We start from the raw sequence: 17,876 nt of genomic DNA on the forward strand, positions 1-17,876 counted from the left end.
CATTCTACTCTGGTTGCGCGGCCAGGTCGACCACCGCCCCGGTGGCCAGGGCCACCAGGTACTGATGAACTACGGGCTGACCCGTGGCCGCGGTCAACGCCGCGGCGTACATCGCCAGCTGGCTGCGGTACCGCGCAATCAGCGGCGTGAGGTCTGGGGTCACGTGGTCCGTTTTATAATCGAACAGCGTGAGGCCGTCGCCGCTTGCGTAGTAGCCGTCGATAATCCCGTGGACCAGGATGTCGGCGGTTTCGTTGGGCATGTCGGCAAACAGCGTGTTGGCCGGCCGCAGCAGCGAGAACGCCGCCTCGCGGTGCAAGGTCTGACGGTGTTGAATGATGGCTTGGCCCAAACCGCCCTCAAAAAACGCGACCAGCCGCGCCACGGCAATTTTTTCGGCCACCGCTGCCTCCAGGCTGCCTTCCTGCACCAGCCGGTCAATCAGGGCGCTCAGGTGAGCCGCGTCTTGGGCCTGGCTCAGATCCGTCAGCTGCAGCACCAGGTGGGTGGCGGTGCCGATGGCCGTGGCGCTGGCCGCCTGCGTGGCGGTCAGAAACTTCGGACTGGCAAACTCGCCGACAAAGCGGTTACCGTCGGTTTGCGCCGCGGCCTGCAACAGCTCTTGCTGGGTGGGATCGGCGTAGGCCTGCTTGATTTCGGACACCGTCTGAAAGCTCGTGGTCTGCGTCGCTAGCTCGTGCGGGTAGGTAAAGGCCAACCAGTCGGCCAAGGTCCCAGGCGTTGCGGCCGCGGCGGCCGGCGCCGGCTTGGCGGTCGGCGCTTGAAGCGGCGGCTCAACCTTGCTGATGAACCGCACATCGATCGGGGTCTCGAACGGCGCCAGGGCCGCCAGCGGATGGTCCGAGACCGATTGCGTTCGGGCAATCGCCATCCCCAGCCAGTCCAGGTAGGAATGCGCCCCCGCCCGTTGCCCCGCCGGCAGCAGCAGCGCCGAATCGCTTTCGTACTTGGCCCAGCGCTCCTTGAGCTTGGCCTGATCCGGCGTGGAGCCGATGATCACCAACCGCTGCTCGGCACGGGTCAAGGCAACGTAAAGCAGGCGCATCTCCTCGGCGCGAAGATCGGCGGCCTTGGCCGCCTTGGCCGCCGCAAACTGCGGCAGCACATAGGTTTCGCGGGTGGCGGGATCCAGCCACTTGACACCCAACCCGTCCTTGGTGGCAATCACCGCCTGCTGAAGGTCCTGCTGGTTCATTCGCTTGCCGGTGTTGAGCAAAAACACCACCGGAAACTGCAGCCCCTTGCTGGCGTGAATGGTCATCAACCGCACCGCGTCGACGTCGGGCTCCAGCGTGACCGGCGTGGCCAGGTCCTTGGCCTTTTTTTGCATCAGCTCGATGAAGTGGATGAAGGCAAACAGGCCCTTGAAGCCGCCTTGTTCGTAGCTGGCGGCGCGAGACGCCAACGCCTGCAGGTTGGCCTGGCGCTGGGTGCCACCGGGCAGGCCGCCGACGAAATCCAGGTAGCCGGTGCGGTCGTACAGGTGCCAAATCAGCTCGACCAAGGCGTGTTCCCGGGCAAAGTCGCGGTACTCCTCAAGGTCTGCCAAAAAGGCCTGGCACTTGCGCCGGGTCGCCGCGGCAAAGGCCGTGCCGCCTGCTTGCTGGGTGAAGGTCAACAGGGCCGCGTCAAAGGTTGCGTGCGGCTGAGCCAGGCGAATCAGCGCCAAGGCGTCGGCGGAGAGCCCAACCAAAGGCGACCGCAGCACGGCCACCAGCGGAATCTCCTGCAGCGGGTTATCGATCACCCGCAAAAGCGACAGCATCACCATCAGCTCGGTGGTCTTAAAATAATTCTTGGCGTTGCCGATGACAATCGGCACGTTGGCCGCGGCGAACACGCTTTGCAGCGTGACGTTTTGCTTGCTGGCTCGGGCCAAAAGCGTGATGTCCTGGTAGCGAATGCGGCGCGTTTGGTGGGTCTCGGCGTCGTACAGCTGGTAGCTTGGGTCTTGTACCATCTGCTGAATGTGGGCGACCACCATTTGGGCCTCGGCCTGATCGCGGTCCAATGCGGCCGCGTCTTCGGTGTCGTCATCGTCACCGGCGGTCTCCGCCTGGGTCTCATGAATCAAGAATTCGGTGGTCGGCGCAAAGTCGCGGTACTTGTCCGGATCGCCCAAAACCAGTTGCGCCGGCTTATCGTAGTCCATGGCCCCCACCTGACGGTCCATGATCTGGCTGAACACCAGGTTGGTGAAGGCCAGCACGTTTTGGCTGGAGCGAAAGTTCTTGGTCAAGTCGATGCGCCGCCCCACGCCCGGCGTGGCCGGGGCTACGGCGCTTTCAAAGTCGTGGTACTTGCTCAAAAACAGCGTGGGGTCGGCCAGCCGAAAGCCGTAAATGCTCTGCTTGACATCCCCGACCATGAACCGGTTGCCCGGGTTTTGGCGGCTGACCGCCGCCAACAGCGCCTCTTGCAGCTGGTTGATGTCTTGGTACTCGTCGACCAGCACCGCATCAAAGTCGGCCTGGTAGCTGGCCGCCACGGTTTGACCGGTCTGCGGATCCTTGGCGGTCAGAATCTGCAAGGCGGCCTGCGCGACATCGGCAAAGCCCATCACCTGCCGCCGCGCCTTTTCCGCGGCCAAGGCGCCCATGTACCGGCTGGCCACGGTACTCAAAAGCTGCACCATGGCTCGGGCCTTGGGCAGCGCCTGGGCCAGGTCGGCCGGGGTGATGAGATAGGCCGCACTCAGGCCCTCGACCGCCTTTTTGATCCGGTCACGGTCTTTTTTGGCCTGGTCTTTAAGGGCCTTCATGTCCGGCGTCAGCTTGCGAACGGTCGGCCACTTGGGCCAGCTGATGCCGGCCAGCACTGCCTGGGCCGCCGCGTAGCTGCTAGGTGCTTCGGCAATCGCGTTGGTCAACACATCGAGCGTGTCGGCCAGGTTGCCCGCATAAGCCGCCAACTCGCCGCCGGGCAGGTCGACTTGCCGGCGCAGCCCCTCGAGCTCCCCGGCCGCCGCGACCAGCCGGGCTGCGGTGTCAGGCCACATCCACTGGCTCACGGCGCGGTCCGTGCCGGCTTCGTCGTAGGCGGCCGGCAGCTTAGCCAGCCAGGCCGCGGGGTCGGGGGTGGTCATGGCGAAGGTCACCAGGTTGGCCACGATGTCTTGCAGCTCGGTGCCGGTCGGTGAATTGGTGAAGTTGTCCACGAGATCGGCGTAGGCCGCCTGGTCCGGGCCGGTGTAAAGCGTCTCCTGCAGATCGGCCCACACCGCGCTTTGAATCATCAGGTCCTCGGTGTCATCCGTTAGCTGGCGGAAGCCCGGCGCCAAGTCGATCACGTAGTAGTACTGCCGCACCACCTGCAGCGAAAAGGCGTCGAGGGTCATGATCGACGCGGCGTTCATCTTGGCGACCTGGTTGGCCACGTGCTGGCGCTGGGCTGCCGTCAGCGGGTCGCTTGGTGCCGTCAGCTCCGCCTTCAGGGCCTGCTGAATCTTGAGTTTCATCTCCGCGGTCGCCGCGTTGGTGAAGGTCACAATCAGCATCCGGGTCACATCGGCACCGGCCACCACCATTTCGACGATGCGCCGCACCAGCACGGCGGTTTTGCCCGAGCCGGCGCTGGCCGACACCAGCAGGTCGCTGCCTTGCAGGCGAATGGCCGCCAGTTGATCAGTCGTGAATCCCATCGTTGTCCTCCTTTGCTAAAAGCGCTAAGACCTCACCCAGGCTCAGCCGCGCGACGTGGTGGTACGAATCCACGCCGGTGGCCGGGTCGAACAGCATGATCGCCTGGTAATCGCTGTTGGTGATCACCGTGCTTTCTTGGTCGAATTGAATCGGTGCCAGGTCGATGGTCCCGGTCAGAATCTTGGCCGCCGCCGCCTGAATCATGCGGCGGTTGTGCGCCAAAAACGCGGCGAGTCCCGCCGGCGTCAGCCACTTCTTGTAGCTGCCGTCGATCGCCTGCTTGCCGGTCACACCGATCGGCACCACGGCCGATTTGCCGCCATGCGCGAGGTCTTGATCCAGCGCCACCGCGAGCTTGACGGCCGAAGCCTGATCCTCCGGCAGGACCAAAAGCCCTGCCATGCGATGCTTTTTGAACCGCGCGGCACTGGCGTCTTGGCCCGGCAGGTAATCGAGCTTGGGCCGCTTGAACATCATGTATACCCCACCGGCCGGCGCCGCCTGCGTCTTGCTACCGCTTTGGTAGGCGTCGATGTAGGTCAACAGCTGCAGCGACACGCCGTAAAAGGCCTTTTGCGGGTCAAAGTCGTGATCGGAGGACTTGTAATCGACCACCAGGAAGTAATCCTGACCGTCAACTGCGACCTCGTCCAGCCGGTCGATCTTGCCGCGAACGCTGATCGTGCCACCGGTGGTCACCGGCAGCACCAAGGGCGGCAGGCTGGCCGCTCGGGCGTCGAGGGCCCCAAAGCTCAGCTCCGTAGCCCGGGGGCGAAACGCCGAGCGGTTCAGTTGACCGGCGACGGCGCTGAGCATCCCGACCAGCATCCGCGCGATGCGGCCCTGAACCGCCTGCATCGCCGTTGAGCTCAGCAGAATTTGGTACTGCGGCATGGTGGTGACATCGTCACGCAGCCGCGCCGCCACCGCCTTTTCAATCTCGGCGAGGCTGGGGTTTTCCGGCACGGCCCCTTCCCAGTCGGCCACCAGGGTCGCCATCACATCGTGGTACAGCGTCCCCAAATCCGCCGGCGTCAGCTCGAACTCGGGCCGCTTGGCCAGCTTCAGCCCGTAAGCCAGGAAGTACTCGTACGGATTGCGGTAGAATGACTCGAGCCGCGACACCGACAGCTTCAGGTGATCGCCGTAGAGTTTTTGGGCCAGCTGCGGGTCAAGCGTCCCCACCGCGTTGCGGTAGTCGATGCTGGTCGCCAGCCGGGCGGTCAAGGCGCCGAGCTTGGGGTCTTGACGCAGCGCGGCGTACACCGCCTGCCAGCCTGGGGCCACGGCGATTTTTTGGTCACGGGCCAGCCGGGCGACGGTGATGAAGTCGGTCAGCAAACTCCGCGGGGTGCCGGCCACTTCAGCCACTGCGGTCTGCGGCGTCACCGTGCTCCAAAATGCAAGCGAAAGGCCCAGCCTTGCACGCATCGCCGTGAGGTACGGCGACGCCTGGTTTTGGTCCTCCGCGTAAGTGGGATAGCTGACCGTCAGCGTCTCGGCCCCGGCCATCATGCCCAGGTAGTTGACGAACGGATCGCCCAGCGTGGTGTCGGCCCCGGTTTGCGGCAAAAAGGCGCCGTCCGGCAGCCGCTCCTGAAGCACCGCGCGGTCGCCGGCCGTCAGCACCCCGGCGTCCGTCGGCGTGTCCGGCATCACGCCGCTGGTGGCGCCGATGACGAACACATGCGCAAAGGTCGCCTGCCGGGCCAAGGCGGTTTCGGACACCACGACCTGATCGAGCGTCGAGGGAATCTGAGTGAACGTCGCCCCGGTGATGCCGGCGGTCAAGAGCGCGATGAACTGGTCGCGGTCAAAGGCCGCATCGCCGAGCAGCGCGACGTAATCGTCCAGCAGCCCGACAAAGGTGGCCCAGGCCTGCTCGCCGGCCGTCGAGGCGCTGATGTCGCCGGCGTCAATGGCCGCCTGGCGCCAGTCCGCCAGCCGGTGCTGCACCCCGCTTTGGATCAGCCAGTCGTACAAGCTGGCGGCTGCCGCTCGCCCGTCGGTGCAGGCGGCAAGCGCCGTGAACAGCGGCGCGACCTGCTTGGCCACCAGATCCTTGATCAGGTTGATCTGCGCAGTTTTGACCGGGTCGTTGTCGGTGCGGTCCTGGTCGGCGTAGCGCTGAAAGTAAAGCCACGGGGTGTCTGAAAGCCACAGCTTGCCGGCGATGCCGGTTCGCAGCAGGTGGTTGTCGCAGACGTCAAGCGCCGCCCGAAAGTCGGCCACGGTCACGCCGGTTGGCAACAGCAGCTCGGTTCTAAGCAGCCGCATGATGTCTTGGTACTGGAAGTGGTGCTGCCACACGGCAAACAAGCTGTCGAGCAGGGTCATCAGCGGGTGGTCTTGCATCGGGTGTTCGACGTCCACGAACACCGGCACGTCAAGGCTTTCAAACACCGGCGCGATCAGGTCCTTGTACGGGTCCAGGTGCCGGGCGATCACCAGCATGTCCTGGTAGCGGCTGCCTTGGTGAACCAGCTGGTTGATGCGCGTGGCGACGGCTCGTAGCTCGACGAACGGCGAGCTGGCCACGGCCAAAGTCACCCCAGGCACCGGCTTGGGCTGCGCGGCGGGACTGGGCAGCGGCACCAGGTTGGTGTCGTCTTCCCAAAACTGGGCCACCGCCGCCATGGCCGGTGAAAGCTGACGCGGCGGCGCCTGGCGGTCCAGCCGCACCGGCTGGTTGGCGGCGAAAGCGGCGTCGACCAAGGCGCGGTAAAGCCGCGCCGCCGGCAAGAAAAGGTAAGGCGGCGCCGGCACCTCTGACACCCCGTGGTCGAGAACCAGGGCCACGGTCACCTCTTGGGCGCAACTCACCAGCGTTTTGACCAGATCACGCTCGGTGGCCGACAGGTCATTGAAGTGCTCGAGGAAAAAGTAAGTGTGGGACAAGTCGCGCTGCGAAAGCGCCTGCGTCAGGGCCGTCACCAGGCTCGGCGTGGTGACGTAAGGACCGATAGCCGCCTCGTAAGCGGCCAGCAGCACCACCAGGTCGGCGAACTTGCGCCCCTGGCGGCTGGTCGGACTGAGGCCTTGGATCGCGTCGGCCAAGGCGGCCGCCGTGACGCGGCCCAGGGTCAGCTCGCTGAGCTGCTTGGCCAGCTGCGCGATGAAGCCAGGCTTTTTGGCCTCACCAGGATACACGCGCAGCTCGCTTTGGTGCTCGCTCAACAGCCGGGCGACCAGCATGGTGTTGGCCGCCGCATCGAGGCGGGGCTGCTGATAGACCGGGTCGTTTTTGAGAAAGTACCACGCCAGGCGCGAAATTGAGAAGGTCTGCACGGCAAACTGCGCGTAGGTGGTCACGTCCCGGTCGCCGCGCAGTCCCTGCAAAAGCCCCACCTCCGCCTCGAACTTCACGTGGTTGGGCACCAAATAAAAAATGTGGGCCGCCGGGTCCTTGGCCCGGGTGGCCTTGATGGCCGCGATGATCGCGCGGTGGTGATCCTGCGCCGCCGTACCGAGAATGAACTGAAGCCCCATCGTCACTCACTCCTTGCTGGGTCGAATTTGACAATGCCTTAAGTTTACCATACGTGCCTAGTTGAACCCGGGCCTTTGCGGTATCATTATAAGAAGTTAATCTGCCGGTCCCGCCGGCGCAAGGAGCGATTCGCTTGAATTCTGCAACAGGAACCAGTTTTGCCAAAATCATTCTGATCGGCGAACACGCCGTCGTGTACGGCCAGCCGGCCATCGCCTTGCCGGTGCCGACCATCCGCCTGACCGCCTCGCTGACGCCGCGCAATGACGCCGCTCAGCTGATTCACACCAGCTACTTCACCGGGGCTTTGAGCGATTCGACCGCCACCGACTTTGCCGGCATCGCGGCCCTGGTCACGGCGCTTTTGGCCCATTTTGAGGCGACCAACCAGGGGTTTGAGCTGACCATTCAAAGCCAGCTGCCGGCCGAGCGCGGCATGGGGTCCAGCGCCGCCACCGCCACCGCCATCATCCGGGCGTTTTACGCGGCCTTTGCGACGCCTTTGGCCCGACCAACGCTTTTGCAGTGGGCCGCCGTGTCCGAAAAGGCGATCCACGGCAACCCTAGCGGCCTGGATGCGGCGACCACCAGCGCCGTCGTGCCGCAGTGGTTCGTGCGGGGTCAGGCGCCGACGCCGATCGCCTTTCCGGCCGCTGGCAGCCTGGTGATTGCCGACACCGGGCTGCTCGGCCAGACCAAACGCGCCGTGGCCGCCGTCGCGGCGCTGCGCAAGGCCCAGCCGGCCCAGTGTTCGGCGCATCTCTCCGCCATCGGCGCCGCGGTTCGCCGGGCCGCCTTGGGGCTGGCCCAGTCGGACCTGCCAAGCCTTGGGGCGGCGCTTGACACCGCCCAAGGTGAGCTGGCCGCGCTGGGCGTCAGCGCCCCCGCGTTGGACCGCCTGATTCAAGCGGCCAAGGGCGCCGGGGCCCTGGGGGCCAAGCTGACCGGCTCGGGCCAAGGCGGCTGCATGATTGCCCTGGCCGACACCCCGGCCGCCGCCGCGCGGATTGAGGCCGCCTTGCAGGCCACCGGGGCGACCCAGACTTGGCGCCACGATTTTGCCGAAAGCGAGGAACCCGCATGACACTGGCTCGCGCCCACACCAACATCGCCTTGATCAAGTACTGGGGCAAAAAAGACGCCCGGCTAATCCTGCCTTACACCAGCAGCATCTCGCTGACGCTGGCCGACTTTTACACCGACACCCGCGTGACCTTCGACCCAACGCTTGGTGAGGACCGCTTCACACTGGACGGGACAATCCTGCCGACCACCAAGGTCACCCCTTTTCTCGACTTAGTGCGTGACCTGGCCGGTCGCCACCAGTTCGCCAGCGTCAGCTCGGTCAACCACGTGCCGACGGCCGCCGGGCTGGCCAGCTCGGCCTCGGCCTACGCCGCCTTGGCCCTGGCCGCCAGCCGCGCGGCCGGGCTGCGCCTGGCGCCGCGGGAGCTGTCGCGGCTGGCGCGGCGCGGTTCGGGGTCGGCCAGCCGCTCCCTGTTCGGCGGCCTGGCGATTTGGCACCGCGGCTTCGATGACGCCACAAGCTTCGCCGAAGCGCTACCTGCCCCCAAACTGGACCTGGCGATGGTGGTGGTGCTGGTCTCCGCCAAGGCCAAGGCCAAGGCCTCGCGCAGCCTGATGGCCAATACCGTGGCGACCAGCCCCTACTACCCCGCCTGGGTTGAACACAATCAGCAGGCTTGCGAGCGGATGCTTCAGGCACTCGCCGCCAGCGACTTTGAACGCATCGGCGAGCTGACCGAGCAAAGCGCGATGCAGATGCATGCCGCCATCATGGCCGGCGACCCGGCGTTCACCTACTTTCAGCCCGAAACCTTGGCGGCCTGGCAGACCGTGCAGCAGCTGCGAGCGGCCGGCGTTGCCGCCTACGCCACCATGGATGCCGGACCCAACGTCAAGGTGCTGACGCTCGCCGCTCACGTCCCGGCCGTGGTCGCCGCCTTAACCCCGCAGTTTGCCGGGCGGCTGTTGACCACCCGCCCGGGGCCGGCCGCCACCGTTTTGGAGGATTAACATGACCCAGTCGGTTCAATCACACCGCAAGGACGAACACGTCTTCTTGGCGGAAAAATACTTCGCACCGGCGGCCGCCGCCGGCTTCGATCAGGTGCGGCTGTTGCACAACCCGCTGCCCGAAACGGCGGTCGAACACGTCTCGTGTCGGCCTGCCCTGTTCAACTGGCGCTGGCCGTTTTTTATCAACGCGATGACCGGCGGCTCCACTCAGACCAAGGCGCTGAACGCTCAGCTGGCCGCCGTGGCACAGGCCTGTGACCTGGCCATCGCCAGCGGCTCCCAGTCCGTGGCGCTGCGCGAACCTGACCTCGTCGACACCTTCGCCGTGCTGCGGGAGCAGGCCCCCACCGCCTTCATCATGGCGAACCTAGGGGCCACAGCGGATTTGGCCGCGGTTCAAGCGGCCGTCGCCGCCGTCGGTGCCGATGCGATTGAGATTCACCTGAACACCGTCCAGGAAGTGGTCATGCCGGAAGGCGACCGCGACTTTCACTGGTTGGCCAACCTAAAGCGCCTCGTCGAAGGCGCCGCGGTGCCAGTGGTGGTCAAGGAGGTCGGCTTTGGCATGACCCGCGAGGCCCTGGCGGCGCTGGCCGGAATCGGCGTTCAGGTCGTCGACCTCGGCGGCCGGGGCGGCACCAACTTCGTCACCATCGAAAACGCCAGGCGCCCCGACCGCGACCTCGCCTACCTCACGGACTTTGGGCAGACCACCGTGGAGTCGCTGCTGGAGGCCCAGGGCAGCAGCATGGCGGTGATTGCGACCGGTGGGATTCGCACCCCGCTGGACGTCGTCAAGGCCCTGCGCCTCGGCGCCAGCGTCGTGGGCATCAGCGGCCTAATCCTCCACTGGCTGATTCAAGACGGCCAGGCCGCGACCATCGCCCGGCTGCGCAGCTGGCAGGCCCAGCTGCCGGCGCTGCTGGCGATGCTTGGGGCAAGCGACCTGCAGGCCCTGAACCGGGTGCCGGTGGTCCTCAGCCCCACGCTTGAAAGCTACGCCAGACAGCGCCAGTTGCCGCTGCCGTGACGCCAAAATGGCCCTCCCACGATGATTGTGGGAGGGCCATTTTGGCGGGTTAAAAGCGCAGCCCCTTGGGGAATGCGTTTTTGATGGTGCCGTTGACCAGCTTGCCGATGGCAAAGGCCTTGTCGTCCAGGGTCAAAAGCACCGTCAGCTTGCCGCTCAGGCCAGGCCGCGCCAGCGTCTCGCCGTGGCAGTAGCTGGCGTATTCGGCGGCGCTGACCGGCACCACGCACCGAAAGGCCTGCGGCGCAAGCGCCGTGGCCAGGCTGTGGCTGGCCTCAAAGCGGTTCTTCTTGAAGGTGCCAAGCTGAAGCCCGGGGCGAATCACGCGCAGCCGCGCCAGGTCCGGCGCGTCAAGCGGCAGCGCGTAAAGCTGGTCGCGCCAGGGCCAAAGCAGCCGATCGGCCAAAGGCGTCGTCAGGCTCGCCTGTTCGAACGCCTGCCAGCTCGCCTTGTCGACCGAACTCAGCCGACCCGGTTGGGCCGGACCGACCGGGCGGCCCGCGTCGCCCTCGGGCTTGCGGAATTTCGCCACGAAATGCCCCTCGCCGGCCAACCGCTGCGGCCACAGCCGCGCGGTTTTTTTCAGGTTGGGATCGCCGTTAGCCCATTCCGGGCGACCATCGGCGATGCCGGCGGGTTTGGCAATCGGTTCAAGCGCCCAGCCCAGCGTGGCGACGGCCCAGGCCGCAATCTGCTCGTCTTCTTCGGGGGCGAAGGTACAGGTCGAGTAAACCAGGGTACCACCCGGCCGCAGCATGGCGTCGGCCTGGGTCAGAATCTCCTTTTGCCGCGCCGCGCAGGTCGCCGGGTAAGCGGGCTGCCAGTACTGCATCGCGTCGGGATCCTTGCGAAACATCCCCTCCCCGGAGCACGGGGCGTCGACTAGAATGCGGTCGAAGTAACCCGGCAGCGCCTGGGCCAAGGTCGCGGGGTCATTGTTGGTGACCACGGCGTTTTGCAGGCCGAAGCGCTCGACGTTGGAGGCCAAAACCCTGGCGCGGCCCGTGTTAATCTCGTTGGCAATCAGGACGCCTTGGTTTTGCATGAAGCTGGCCAGGTGCGTGGTTTTGCCGCCTGGGGCCGCACACAAGTCGAGCACCCGCTCACCCGGTTGCGGCGCTACCGTGGTGCCGACGAACTGGGCGCTTGGCTCCTGGCTGTAGACGTACCCGGCCACGTGGTCGATGCCGTGGCCCGCCACCTTGCCGTAATGCCCCCAGGTACTCCAGGGAATCGCGGGACCGGTGACCTCAAGCGCCGCCTTGGGCCGCAGCGGGTTTTCGCGGAAGCCGTGCTGCACCGGTTGCGCGAATGTTGCCAAAAAGGCCGGGGCGCTGGCCCCCAAAAGTGTCGTGTACTTGGCTGCAAAGCCTTCAGGCAATGTCATCTACGTCGTCCTTTCGTGCTTGGTGCCGGGTCCAAAACCACAGCGCAAGGGCCCCAACGGCCCAAAGCGCCACGGCAAAACCCAGCATCCGAGTCTTGTCTGTCAGGTAAAACCACCACCACGACCCCGCCACCCCGGCGGCGGCGGCAATCGCGCTGTGGCCAAGCGCCCGGGTGAAGAGGCTGCGAGCGTAGCGCTGGCGCATGGTGGCGTCCAGTCCTTGCGGCAGCCCCACGTGCATCAGTCGAGCGGCCAAGGCGGCCAGCACCACCGCACCGGCCACCAGGCCAACGCTGCGCAGGATCGTCAGGCCGACCTCGGCCCACCAGGAGCGGTTGCCGGTGGTGTCGTAGGTGTAGGCGTGCCAGCTCACCCCCAGCAGCTTGCCCAGCGCGGCGCGTTGGGCGGCCAGGTGCTTGCCGTCGACGTAAATGGTGGTTTGACTCAAGCGGACCGCCGGCGTCGCCTGGCCGCTGGCGTTTTGAAAAATCACGCGGTTGAGCGGACTGGCACCGCGGGTCGCGACCACCCCAAGCACCGGGACGAAGCCGGCTTGGCCCTTGAGGTACTGCTGGCTGCTGCCTGTGTACAGCGGCTTGACGGCCTGGCCAACCACCACCACTGGCAGTGCCGAGCGCAAATCGGCGTCCGAGAACCACTGGCCCGAGCTAAGCGGCAGGCTGCCGTAATCGCCGTTGGCGTACAGCAGCCGGCGGTTGGCACTGACGCGAAACTGCACCTGCAGGTCGGCCAAGTTGGCGGCCGCAAGCTGCTTGGCGGCCGTGGTCACGGTCGTGGTTTTGGCCGAGTGCCCCACCAAGGCGTTCTCCGACAGGCCGTAGTGGTCCAGCCGGTCAGCGTATTCGGATTGGTCGTGCAAAGACCAGGTCCAGCCGGCCAGCACAATCAGGCCGATCCACAACAGGTCAATGATCACGAATCGCTTCATAGTTTCTCCTTTGGGCTAGCGCATCAGGTACAACCGCTCGTTGATCGCGTCAAACCGCGGCAGCGCGCGGTTGACGGTCAGCAGCCGACGGTCCGGCACGAACTGCGCGAGCTGCCAAAACAGCGTGCTGTTGGTCGCGCCGCGCCGCTCGCCAATCACAAACAGGCGCAGCTGGGGAAACGACCGGCGCAGCGTCAGCAGGAAGCTGGCGTCGCTCCACTCGTTGTCCGGCGACCACGCCATCACCACCGCGTCGACTTGGTCGCCGTAGCGCCACAGGGCCGCGCTGGCCCCGGCTTGCTGCAGCGGCACCAGCGGCGTTTGACCCGTCACGTTGTGGCTCACCCAGGCCAGCGGGTCCGTGGTGATTACCTGGTTGCCAACCTCTTGCAGCCCACGCGAGACGTAGCCGTTGCCGGCCGCAACCTCCAGGTAGCGCATCGGTCCAAAGGCCGCCTGCCAGCTGGCAAAAAAGTCGCGCTGCACGAACGCCCACATGCCGAAGTGATAGGCGATGTACTGGCGAAAGTGCCGGGCCAGGTGATCGAATGCCTGCAGCCGTCGCGCGACGCCCTCGGGCTCCCCCAGCCAGGTCAGGGGATCAAGGCCCAGCGGCGGCAGCGCGGTCTGCGGCAGCCGCTGGGCCTGGACCGCCCGGCGCCAGTCGCGCATCGCGGTGACTTGCGCCTGCAGCGCCTTTTGGTCACAGGTCGCCGCCAGTTGTGTCACGTGTTGCCAGTAATCCATAGGGCCTCCCATTCGGTCTCAGCAAAAAGGCCGCCAGCGGCGGTCTTGATCAGTGAATACCCAGCGCCATTTTGGCGTAGCGCGTCATCCGGTCCGGACTCCACGCCGGGTACCACACCAGGTGAATGTCAACCGACTCGATGCCATCGATGGCCAAAAGCGCGTGGTGAATGCTATCGTCCAGGATGTCCGTCAAGGGGCAGCCCATCGTGGTCAGCGTCATCTCGATGTCGCAGTGACCATTCTCGTCCAGGTCGACGCCGTAAATCAGCCCGAGGTTGATGATGTCGATGCCAAGCTCGGGGTCGATGACCAACTCAAGCGCCGCCACGATTTTTTGTTTCATGTCGGCGAAGTAGGCCGCTTCCTCCGGGGTCTGTGTGTCTTCTGCCATGGGCCCTCCTACTCGTCTGACTTCAACACGCCGCCGACTGCGTAGTGTTCCTTCGCCATTTCGTTGAGCACAATGTGGATGTGTTCCTTAGGGGCCCCGGTGTTCTTGGCAATCGCCGTGGTCACGTCGGCCACCATCTGGCGCAGCTGCTCGGGGCTGCGGCCGGCAATCAGATCAATGTGTACTAAAGGCATAGTCGTCTTCCTTTCGTTCGCCACGCAGGCTAATAACGGTTCTATTATCACACATTCAACCGGGGATGACTACCGCAAACTTGCCGAGGGTCGACCGCGATCGGCGCAACTGGCACCCGCCAGACAAAACCGCCGCGACCCGATTGTTGCGGCGGCCGCGCCGAAGCCACCGGAGACGCAGGTTCCGGTGGCCTTGGCCTGATTCGGTTACGTTCCTGGCTTCTACTGACCGTGGTGGTGCAATTGCGCCCACCGGTTCCGGTCATCCGCGCGGCTAACTCGTCTGGGAGTGGCGGTGGCCGGCCTGCAGCCGGTGGGGTGGTGCGAATCCGGGTCCCTGGTTTCCCCTCGCTTGATTCCGGGGTTGCACTAAAACTCTCGAGCTCAAAGCCGTGTGGCAATACACTGCGGCTTGGCATGGGTGGGGGCTGTTGCCTTGGTGCGAGCCGCTGGCGCAGTCCCGCGCAGTGGATACTACGGCAACCAAGGCCTTGGCCGCCTCCCCGCACAAGAACAATCATTCGCATGTAGCTTAACACTGGACCAATTTGCCGTCAAGCAAGTTGCCTCGCCGGCCGTCAGGTAAGCAAAAGGCCGCGGTTTCCCGCGGCCCGGGCTACTTCAGCGCGGCCTTGCGCTTGGCGTCTTGCTGCTCGGAGGTCAAAAACTCCCCGACCACGTCGACGGTGTTCAAGATATCGATGAAGGCGGCGTGGTCGGCCTCAAGCGTCGCCTGCGTGAGGTCGTACAGCTCGTAGCGCGTGATCACAATCATCAAGGTGGTGTTCGGCCGCCCCAAAAACCCGCCGCGGCTTGGCATCACCGTGATGCCGCGAATCAGCCGGGCCCGAACGGCGGCGACCACCGCGTCCTGCTTTTCCGTCACAATCATCGCCGTGATTTTCTGGTTGGAGGTGTGAATCGCGTCGACCACCCGCGTCATGCAGTAAATCGAGATGATCGTGTACAAGGCGCTTTCCCACTGGACGCCAAAGCCGGCGACCAGCACAATCGCGAAGTTGATGGTGAACAGCAAGGCCCCGACCGTGCGGCGCGTGGTTTTGGCCAAGTACATCGACAAGATGTCCAGACCGCCGGTGGAAAAGCCGAACCGCAGCGCGATGCCGACGCCGGCGCCGGTCAGCACCCCGCCAAAAATCGCGTTCATCAAGGGGTTGGTTGACAACGCATGCACCGGCAGCAGAATCGCCAGTACCGAGATCATCACGGTGTTCAAGAAGCTGAAGGCGGTGAAGCCCCGCCCGAGCTTGCGCCAGCCGAGGTAGGCCAAGGGCAGATTCAAAAGCAGGTTGAACCAGCCGGTGACGTCGTGGTGGGTCACCCCGATGGCCTGCAGGAAAATTGAAATCAGCTGGGCAACCCCGGTGGCCCCGGCCTGAAAGACCCGTGCCGGGGTGAGAAAGAAGTTCAAGGCGATGGCCGTCAGCAGCGCGGAAACCACCGCGACCCCCAACCGGCGCAGCGTGTCGTGATCATCGTAACGGGTAAGTGTCGCCATTGCGAATTACTCCTTTTATGTCTATGATTCATAGACAAATATTTATGATTTATAGTCTGGCCGCAAGCGGAAAATGCGCCAACTCCCCTAGGATACACGCTGGGTTGCGGAATTAACAGCCTTCTTTGGAACTTTTTGCTACAATAAGGGCAGACCCCGACCGAGTGTCTACAAAACGTGGACACCCGGTCGACACTGAAGGAGGAATCTGCATGACACGCAGTTCATGTACCAGCATTCTGATCGGCAAAGGCGCAAGCGCCGATGGCAGCGTGATGATCGGTCGCAACGAGGACAGCAAGGCGGCCTGGCCCAAGCACGTGGTGGTCCACCCGGCGCGAACCGACGACGCCCCCCGCACGTTCACATCCAAGGACAACGGCTTCACGCTGCCGCTGCCGACTCGCGCCCTGAAGTACACCGCGACCCCGGAATGGACCGACCAGTACGGCCTGTTTGAAGAGGCCGGCATCAACGCGGCCGGCGTGGCGATGAGCGCCACGGAAAGCGCCTATGCCAACCCGCGCGTCCTGGCCCACGACCCCTTTGTGGCCGCCGGTATCATCGAAGAAGCGATGGTGACCGTGGTGCTGCCTTATATCCACGCCGCCAAGGAAGGCGTGTTGCGCCTGGGCAAAATCGTCAGCCAGCACGGCACCGGTGAGGCCAACGGCGTCTTGTTCGCCGACCACGATGAAGCCTGGTACATGGAAATCGGCAGCGGCCACCACTGGGTCGCCCAGCGCATTCCCGACGACTGCTACGCCGTGGTCGCCAACCAGCTGGCGATTCAGCGCGTCTTGCCGGATTCGCCGGACTTCCTGTACGACGCCGGCCTGTTCGACTTTGCCGCCGAACACCACCTGTGGGAACGCGGCACCAGTTTCAACTTCCGCCACATTTTCGGCACCACCGGGCCGTTCGATCACACCTACAACACCGCCCGGGTCTGGGACGGCCAGCGCCGGCTCAGCCCGTCACGCGAGGCGACGCCGCTGGACGACAACCTGCCGTTTTGCCTGCAGCCGGACAACCCGCTGTTCGTCGACGACGCCTTTGCCGTTTTGAGCGCCCACTTTGAGGAAACCGAGTTCGACCCGGCCGACAGAAGCGCCGCCCACAACCGTCGCTTCCGCCCCATCAGCCTCGCCCGGACGCAAGAGGCCCATGTGCTGCAGCTGCGGCCGGACCTGCCTTACGAAATCGCCGACCTTCACTGGACGGCGATGGGCGTCGCCGCGCAAAGTCAGTTCGTGCCGTTTTTCGCCGGCACCACGACCACCCCGGCCGACTACCAGCGCGGGGCCCTGCCGGCTAGCCTCGATTCGGCCTACTGGCAGTACAAGCTCGCCGGCGTGTTGATGGACGCCCACTTCAAGTACTTCGCCAATGACTTGAACAACGTCCAACAGGCCACCCACGCCAAGTTGTTGGCCAACATCGCCGCCACCGACGCGGCCAGTGTTGGCTGCGACAAGGACGCCTTGGCGACGCTTGCGACCCAGGCCACCGCGGCCAGCGCCGCCATCAGCAAAACGGCCTGGCAGGCCTTCACCATGCGGCTGCTGGAGCGGTCGACGGACCTCAGCCCGTTGAACTTCACCACCGACCCCAACCTCTAGCCACTCAAAAGGCCGGTGCGACTTCGCACCGGCCTTTTGAATGGGCTCAGCAAAACGTGAAGGGATCGGTGTTGAGCTGCGACGCCAGCACCTGCACCGGCCAGTTGGCGGCCTGGGCCCATTGGATCAAAAGCCCTCGCACCTGCGCTTTCATGATCGATTCGACGTGGTGGCCGGGATCGATCACCGGCAGTCCCGCCGCCAGCATGTCGTGGCCGGTGTGGTAGTACACGTCACCGGTCACGAACACATCGGCCCCGGCGGCCAAGGCATCCAAGTAGCACTTGCCCCCGTCACCGCCCAAAACCGCCACGCGGGCAACCGGCACGGTCAGGTCAAGGGCCACGACCCGCAGGCCGCGCAGGCCGAACACGTGCTTGAGCTCACGGGCAAAGTCGCCCAGGGGTTGCGGGTGCAACAGGTCGCCGATGCGGCCCATGTTCGCCAAATCGCCACTGGCCACGAAGGGCTGCACGTGTTGCAGCCCCATCGCCGCGGCCAGCCAGTCGTTCATCCCGCCGGTCGCCCGATCGAGGTTGGTGTGAGCCGCGTAAACCAGAATGTGGTGTTCGATCAGCCGCGCGTACATGCGCTTTTGCGGATCGGCGAAGTCGAGGTTTTGAAGCGGGCGAAACACCGCCGGGTGGTGGGCGACAATCATGTCCACGTTCTTGGCAATCGCCTCGTCCACCACCTCCGGCCGCACGTCAAGCGTCACCATCACCGTGTGAACCGGGGCGGTCGCGTCCCCAATCTGAATGCCCACCGGGTCCCCTGGCACCGCCAGGGTCTTGGGGGCGAACTGCTCGAGGCGGTCAATAATCGTTTGGCCTGTCAGCATG

At 65.0% G+C, this 17,876-nt stretch carries 13 protein-coding genes; 4 read left to right on the plus strand and 9 right to left on the minus strand.

Annotated features, from left to right (window positions below; genetic code table 11):
• Positions 1-4: 4 nt before the first annotated feature.
• Positions 5-3,661 (minus strand): helicase-exonuclease AddAB subunit AddA, encoded by a 3,657-nt coding sequence (gene addA, locus NUH19_RS00855; RefSeq protein ID WP_262314667.1) that lies wholly within the window; start codon positions 3,659-3,661, stop codon positions 5-7.
• Positions 3,645-7,151: a PD-(D/E)XK nuclease family protein gene (locus tag NUH19_RS00860; protein WP_262314668.1), complete on the minus strand. Its 3,507-nt coding sequence runs from the start codon at positions 7,149-7,151 to the stop codon at positions 3,645-3,647. The genes addA and NUH19_RS00860 overlap by 17 nt, the downstream gene beginning before the upstream one ends.
• A 134-nt stretch (positions 7,152-7,285) precedes the next feature.
• Between NUH19_RS00860 and mvk the strand changes: the two genes are divergently transcribed.
• Genes mvk through fni form a run of 3 tightly spaced genes read left to right on the plus strand, consistent with a single transcriptional unit; the run spans position 7,286 to position 10,222 of the window.
• On the plus strand, positions 7,286-8,236 hold the full coding sequence (gene mvk / locus NUH19_RS00865; protein WP_262314669.1) for a mevalonate kinase: 951 nt from the start codon (positions 7,286-7,288) through the stop codon (positions 8,234-8,236).
• Positions 8,233-9,189, plus strand: a complete 957-nt coding sequence (gene mvaD / locus NUH19_RS00870; protein ID WP_262314670.1) for a diphosphomevalonate decarboxylase — start codon at positions 8,233-8,235, stop codon at positions 9,187-9,189. Before mvk ends, mvaD begins: the two co-directional genes overlap by 4 nt.
• A gap of 1 nt (position 9,190) precedes the next feature.
• Complete coding sequence (gene fni, locus NUH19_RS00875) at positions 9,191-10,222, plus strand: type 2 isopentenyl-diphosphate Delta-isomerase (protein ID WP_262314671.1); 1,032 nt, start codon at positions 9,191-9,193, stop codon at positions 10,220-10,222.
• Between the two features lie 49 nt (positions 10,223-10,271).
• Here the strand turns inward: fni and NUH19_RS00880 are convergent, their stop codons facing one another.
• The 6 genes from NUH19_RS00880 to NUH19_RS00905 form a co-directional block, all read right to left on the minus strand.
• Positions 10,272-11,609, minus strand: a complete 1,338-nt coding sequence (locus tag NUH19_RS00880; RefSeq protein WP_262314672.1) for an RsmB/NOP family class I SAM-dependent RNA methyltransferase — start codon at positions 11,607-11,609, stop codon at positions 10,272-10,274.
• The gene (locus tag NUH19_RS00885) at positions 11,596-12,558 is read right to left on the minus strand and encodes a hypothetical protein (protein ID WP_262314673.1); all 963 of its coding nucleotides are present in this window, start codon (positions 12,556-12,558) and stop codon (positions 11,596-11,598) included. The genes NUH19_RS00880 and NUH19_RS00885 overlap by 14 nt, the downstream gene beginning before the upstream one ends.
• A gap of 15 nt (positions 12,559-12,573) precedes the next feature.
• Entirely contained in the window at positions 12,574-13,305 is a 732-nt protein-coding gene (locus NUH19_RS00890) for an SAM-dependent methyltransferase (RefSeq protein ID WP_262314674.1), read from the minus strand.
• 49 nt (positions 13,306-13,354) lie between these two features.
• The gene (locus NUH19_RS00895; RefSeq protein WP_262314675.1) at positions 13,355-13,699 is read right to left on the minus strand and encodes a metal-sulfur cluster assembly factor; all 345 of its coding nucleotides are present in this window, start codon (positions 13,697-13,699) and stop codon (positions 13,355-13,357) included.
• Positions 13,700-13,707: 8 nt separating this feature from the next.
• Positions 13,708-13,917 (minus strand): 2-hydroxymuconate tautomerase, encoded by a 210-nt coding sequence (locus tag NUH19_RS00900; RefSeq protein WP_262314676.1) that lies wholly within the window; start codon positions 13,915-13,917, stop codon positions 13,708-13,710.
• A gap of 592 nt (positions 13,918-14,509) precedes the next feature.
• Positions 14,510-15,412, minus strand: a complete 903-nt coding sequence (locus NUH19_RS00905; RefSeq protein ID WP_262314677.1) for a YitT family protein — start codon at positions 15,410-15,412, stop codon at positions 14,510-14,512.
• A 212-nt stretch (positions 15,413-15,624) separates the two neighbouring features.
• Between NUH19_RS00905 and NUH19_RS00910 the strand changes: the two genes are divergently transcribed.
• Positions 15,625-17,034, plus strand: coding sequence for a C69 family dipeptidase (locus NUH19_RS00910; RefSeq protein WP_262314678.1), 1,410 nt, complete (start codon positions 15,625-15,627; stop codon positions 17,032-17,034).
• A gap of 46 nt (positions 17,035-17,080) precedes the next feature.
• Here NUH19_RS00910 and NUH19_RS00915 read toward each other — a convergent pair whose 3' ends face one another.
• Positions 17,081-17,875 (minus strand): Nif3-like dinuclear metal center hexameric protein, encoded by a 795-nt coding sequence (locus NUH19_RS00915; protein WP_262314679.1) that lies wholly within the window; start codon positions 17,873-17,875, stop codon positions 17,081-17,083.
• Position 17,876: the final 1 nt, after the last annotated feature.

This window comes from Lacticaseibacillus parakribbianus (genome assembly GCF_025490915.1).
Taxonomy (GTDB): domain Bacteria; phylum Bacillota; class Bacilli; order Lactobacillales; family Lactobacillaceae; genus Lacticaseibacillus; species Lacticaseibacillus parakribbianus.

What these genes read in the sequence shown, in the direction of transcription:
- fni (WP_262314671.1), top strand. Translation starts at nt 9,191, where the DNA reads ATGACCCAGTCGGTTCAATCACACCGCAAGGACGAACACGTCTTCTTG.
- NUH19_RS00890 (WP_262314674.1), bottom strand. Translation starts at nt 13,305, where the DNA reads ATGGATTACTGGCAACACGTGACACAACTGGCGGCGACCTGTGACCAA.
- NUH19_RS00880 (WP_262314672.1), bottom strand. Translation starts at nt 11,609, where the DNA reads ATGACATTGCCTGAAGGCTTTGCAGCCAAGTACACGACACTTTTGGGG.
- NUH19_RS00905 (WP_262314677.1), bottom strand. Translation starts at nt 15,412, where the DNA reads ATGGCGACACTTACCCGTTACGATGATCACGACACGCTGCGCCGGTTG.
- mvaD (WP_262314670.1), top strand. Translation starts at nt 8,233, where the DNA reads ATGACACTGGCTCGCGCCCACACCAACATCGCCTTGATCAAGTACTGG.
- NUH19_RS00895 (WP_262314675.1), bottom strand. Translation starts at nt 13,699, where the DNA reads ATGGCAGAAGACACACAGACCCCGGAGGAAGCGGCCTACTTCGCCGAC.
- addA (WP_262314667.1), bottom strand. Translation starts at nt 3,661, where the DNA reads ATGGGATTCACGACTGATCAACTGGCGGCCATTCGCCTGCAAGGCAGC.
- NUH19_RS00885 (WP_262314673.1), bottom strand. Translation starts at nt 12,558, where the DNA reads ATGAAGCGATTCGTGATCATTGACCTGTTGTGGATCGGCCTGATTGTG.
- NUH19_RS00860 (WP_262314668.1), bottom strand. Translation starts at nt 7,151, where the DNA reads ATGGGGCTTCAGTTCATTCTCGGTACGGCGGCGCAGGATCACCACCGC.
- NUH19_RS00910 (WP_262314678.1), top strand. Translation starts at nt 15,625, where the DNA reads ATGACACGCAGTTCATGTACCAGCATTCTGATCGGCAAAGGCGCAAGC.
- NUH19_RS00915 (WP_262314679.1), bottom strand. Translation starts at nt 17,875, where the DNA reads ATGCTGACAGGCCAAACGATTATTGACCGCCTCGAGCAGTTCGCCCCC.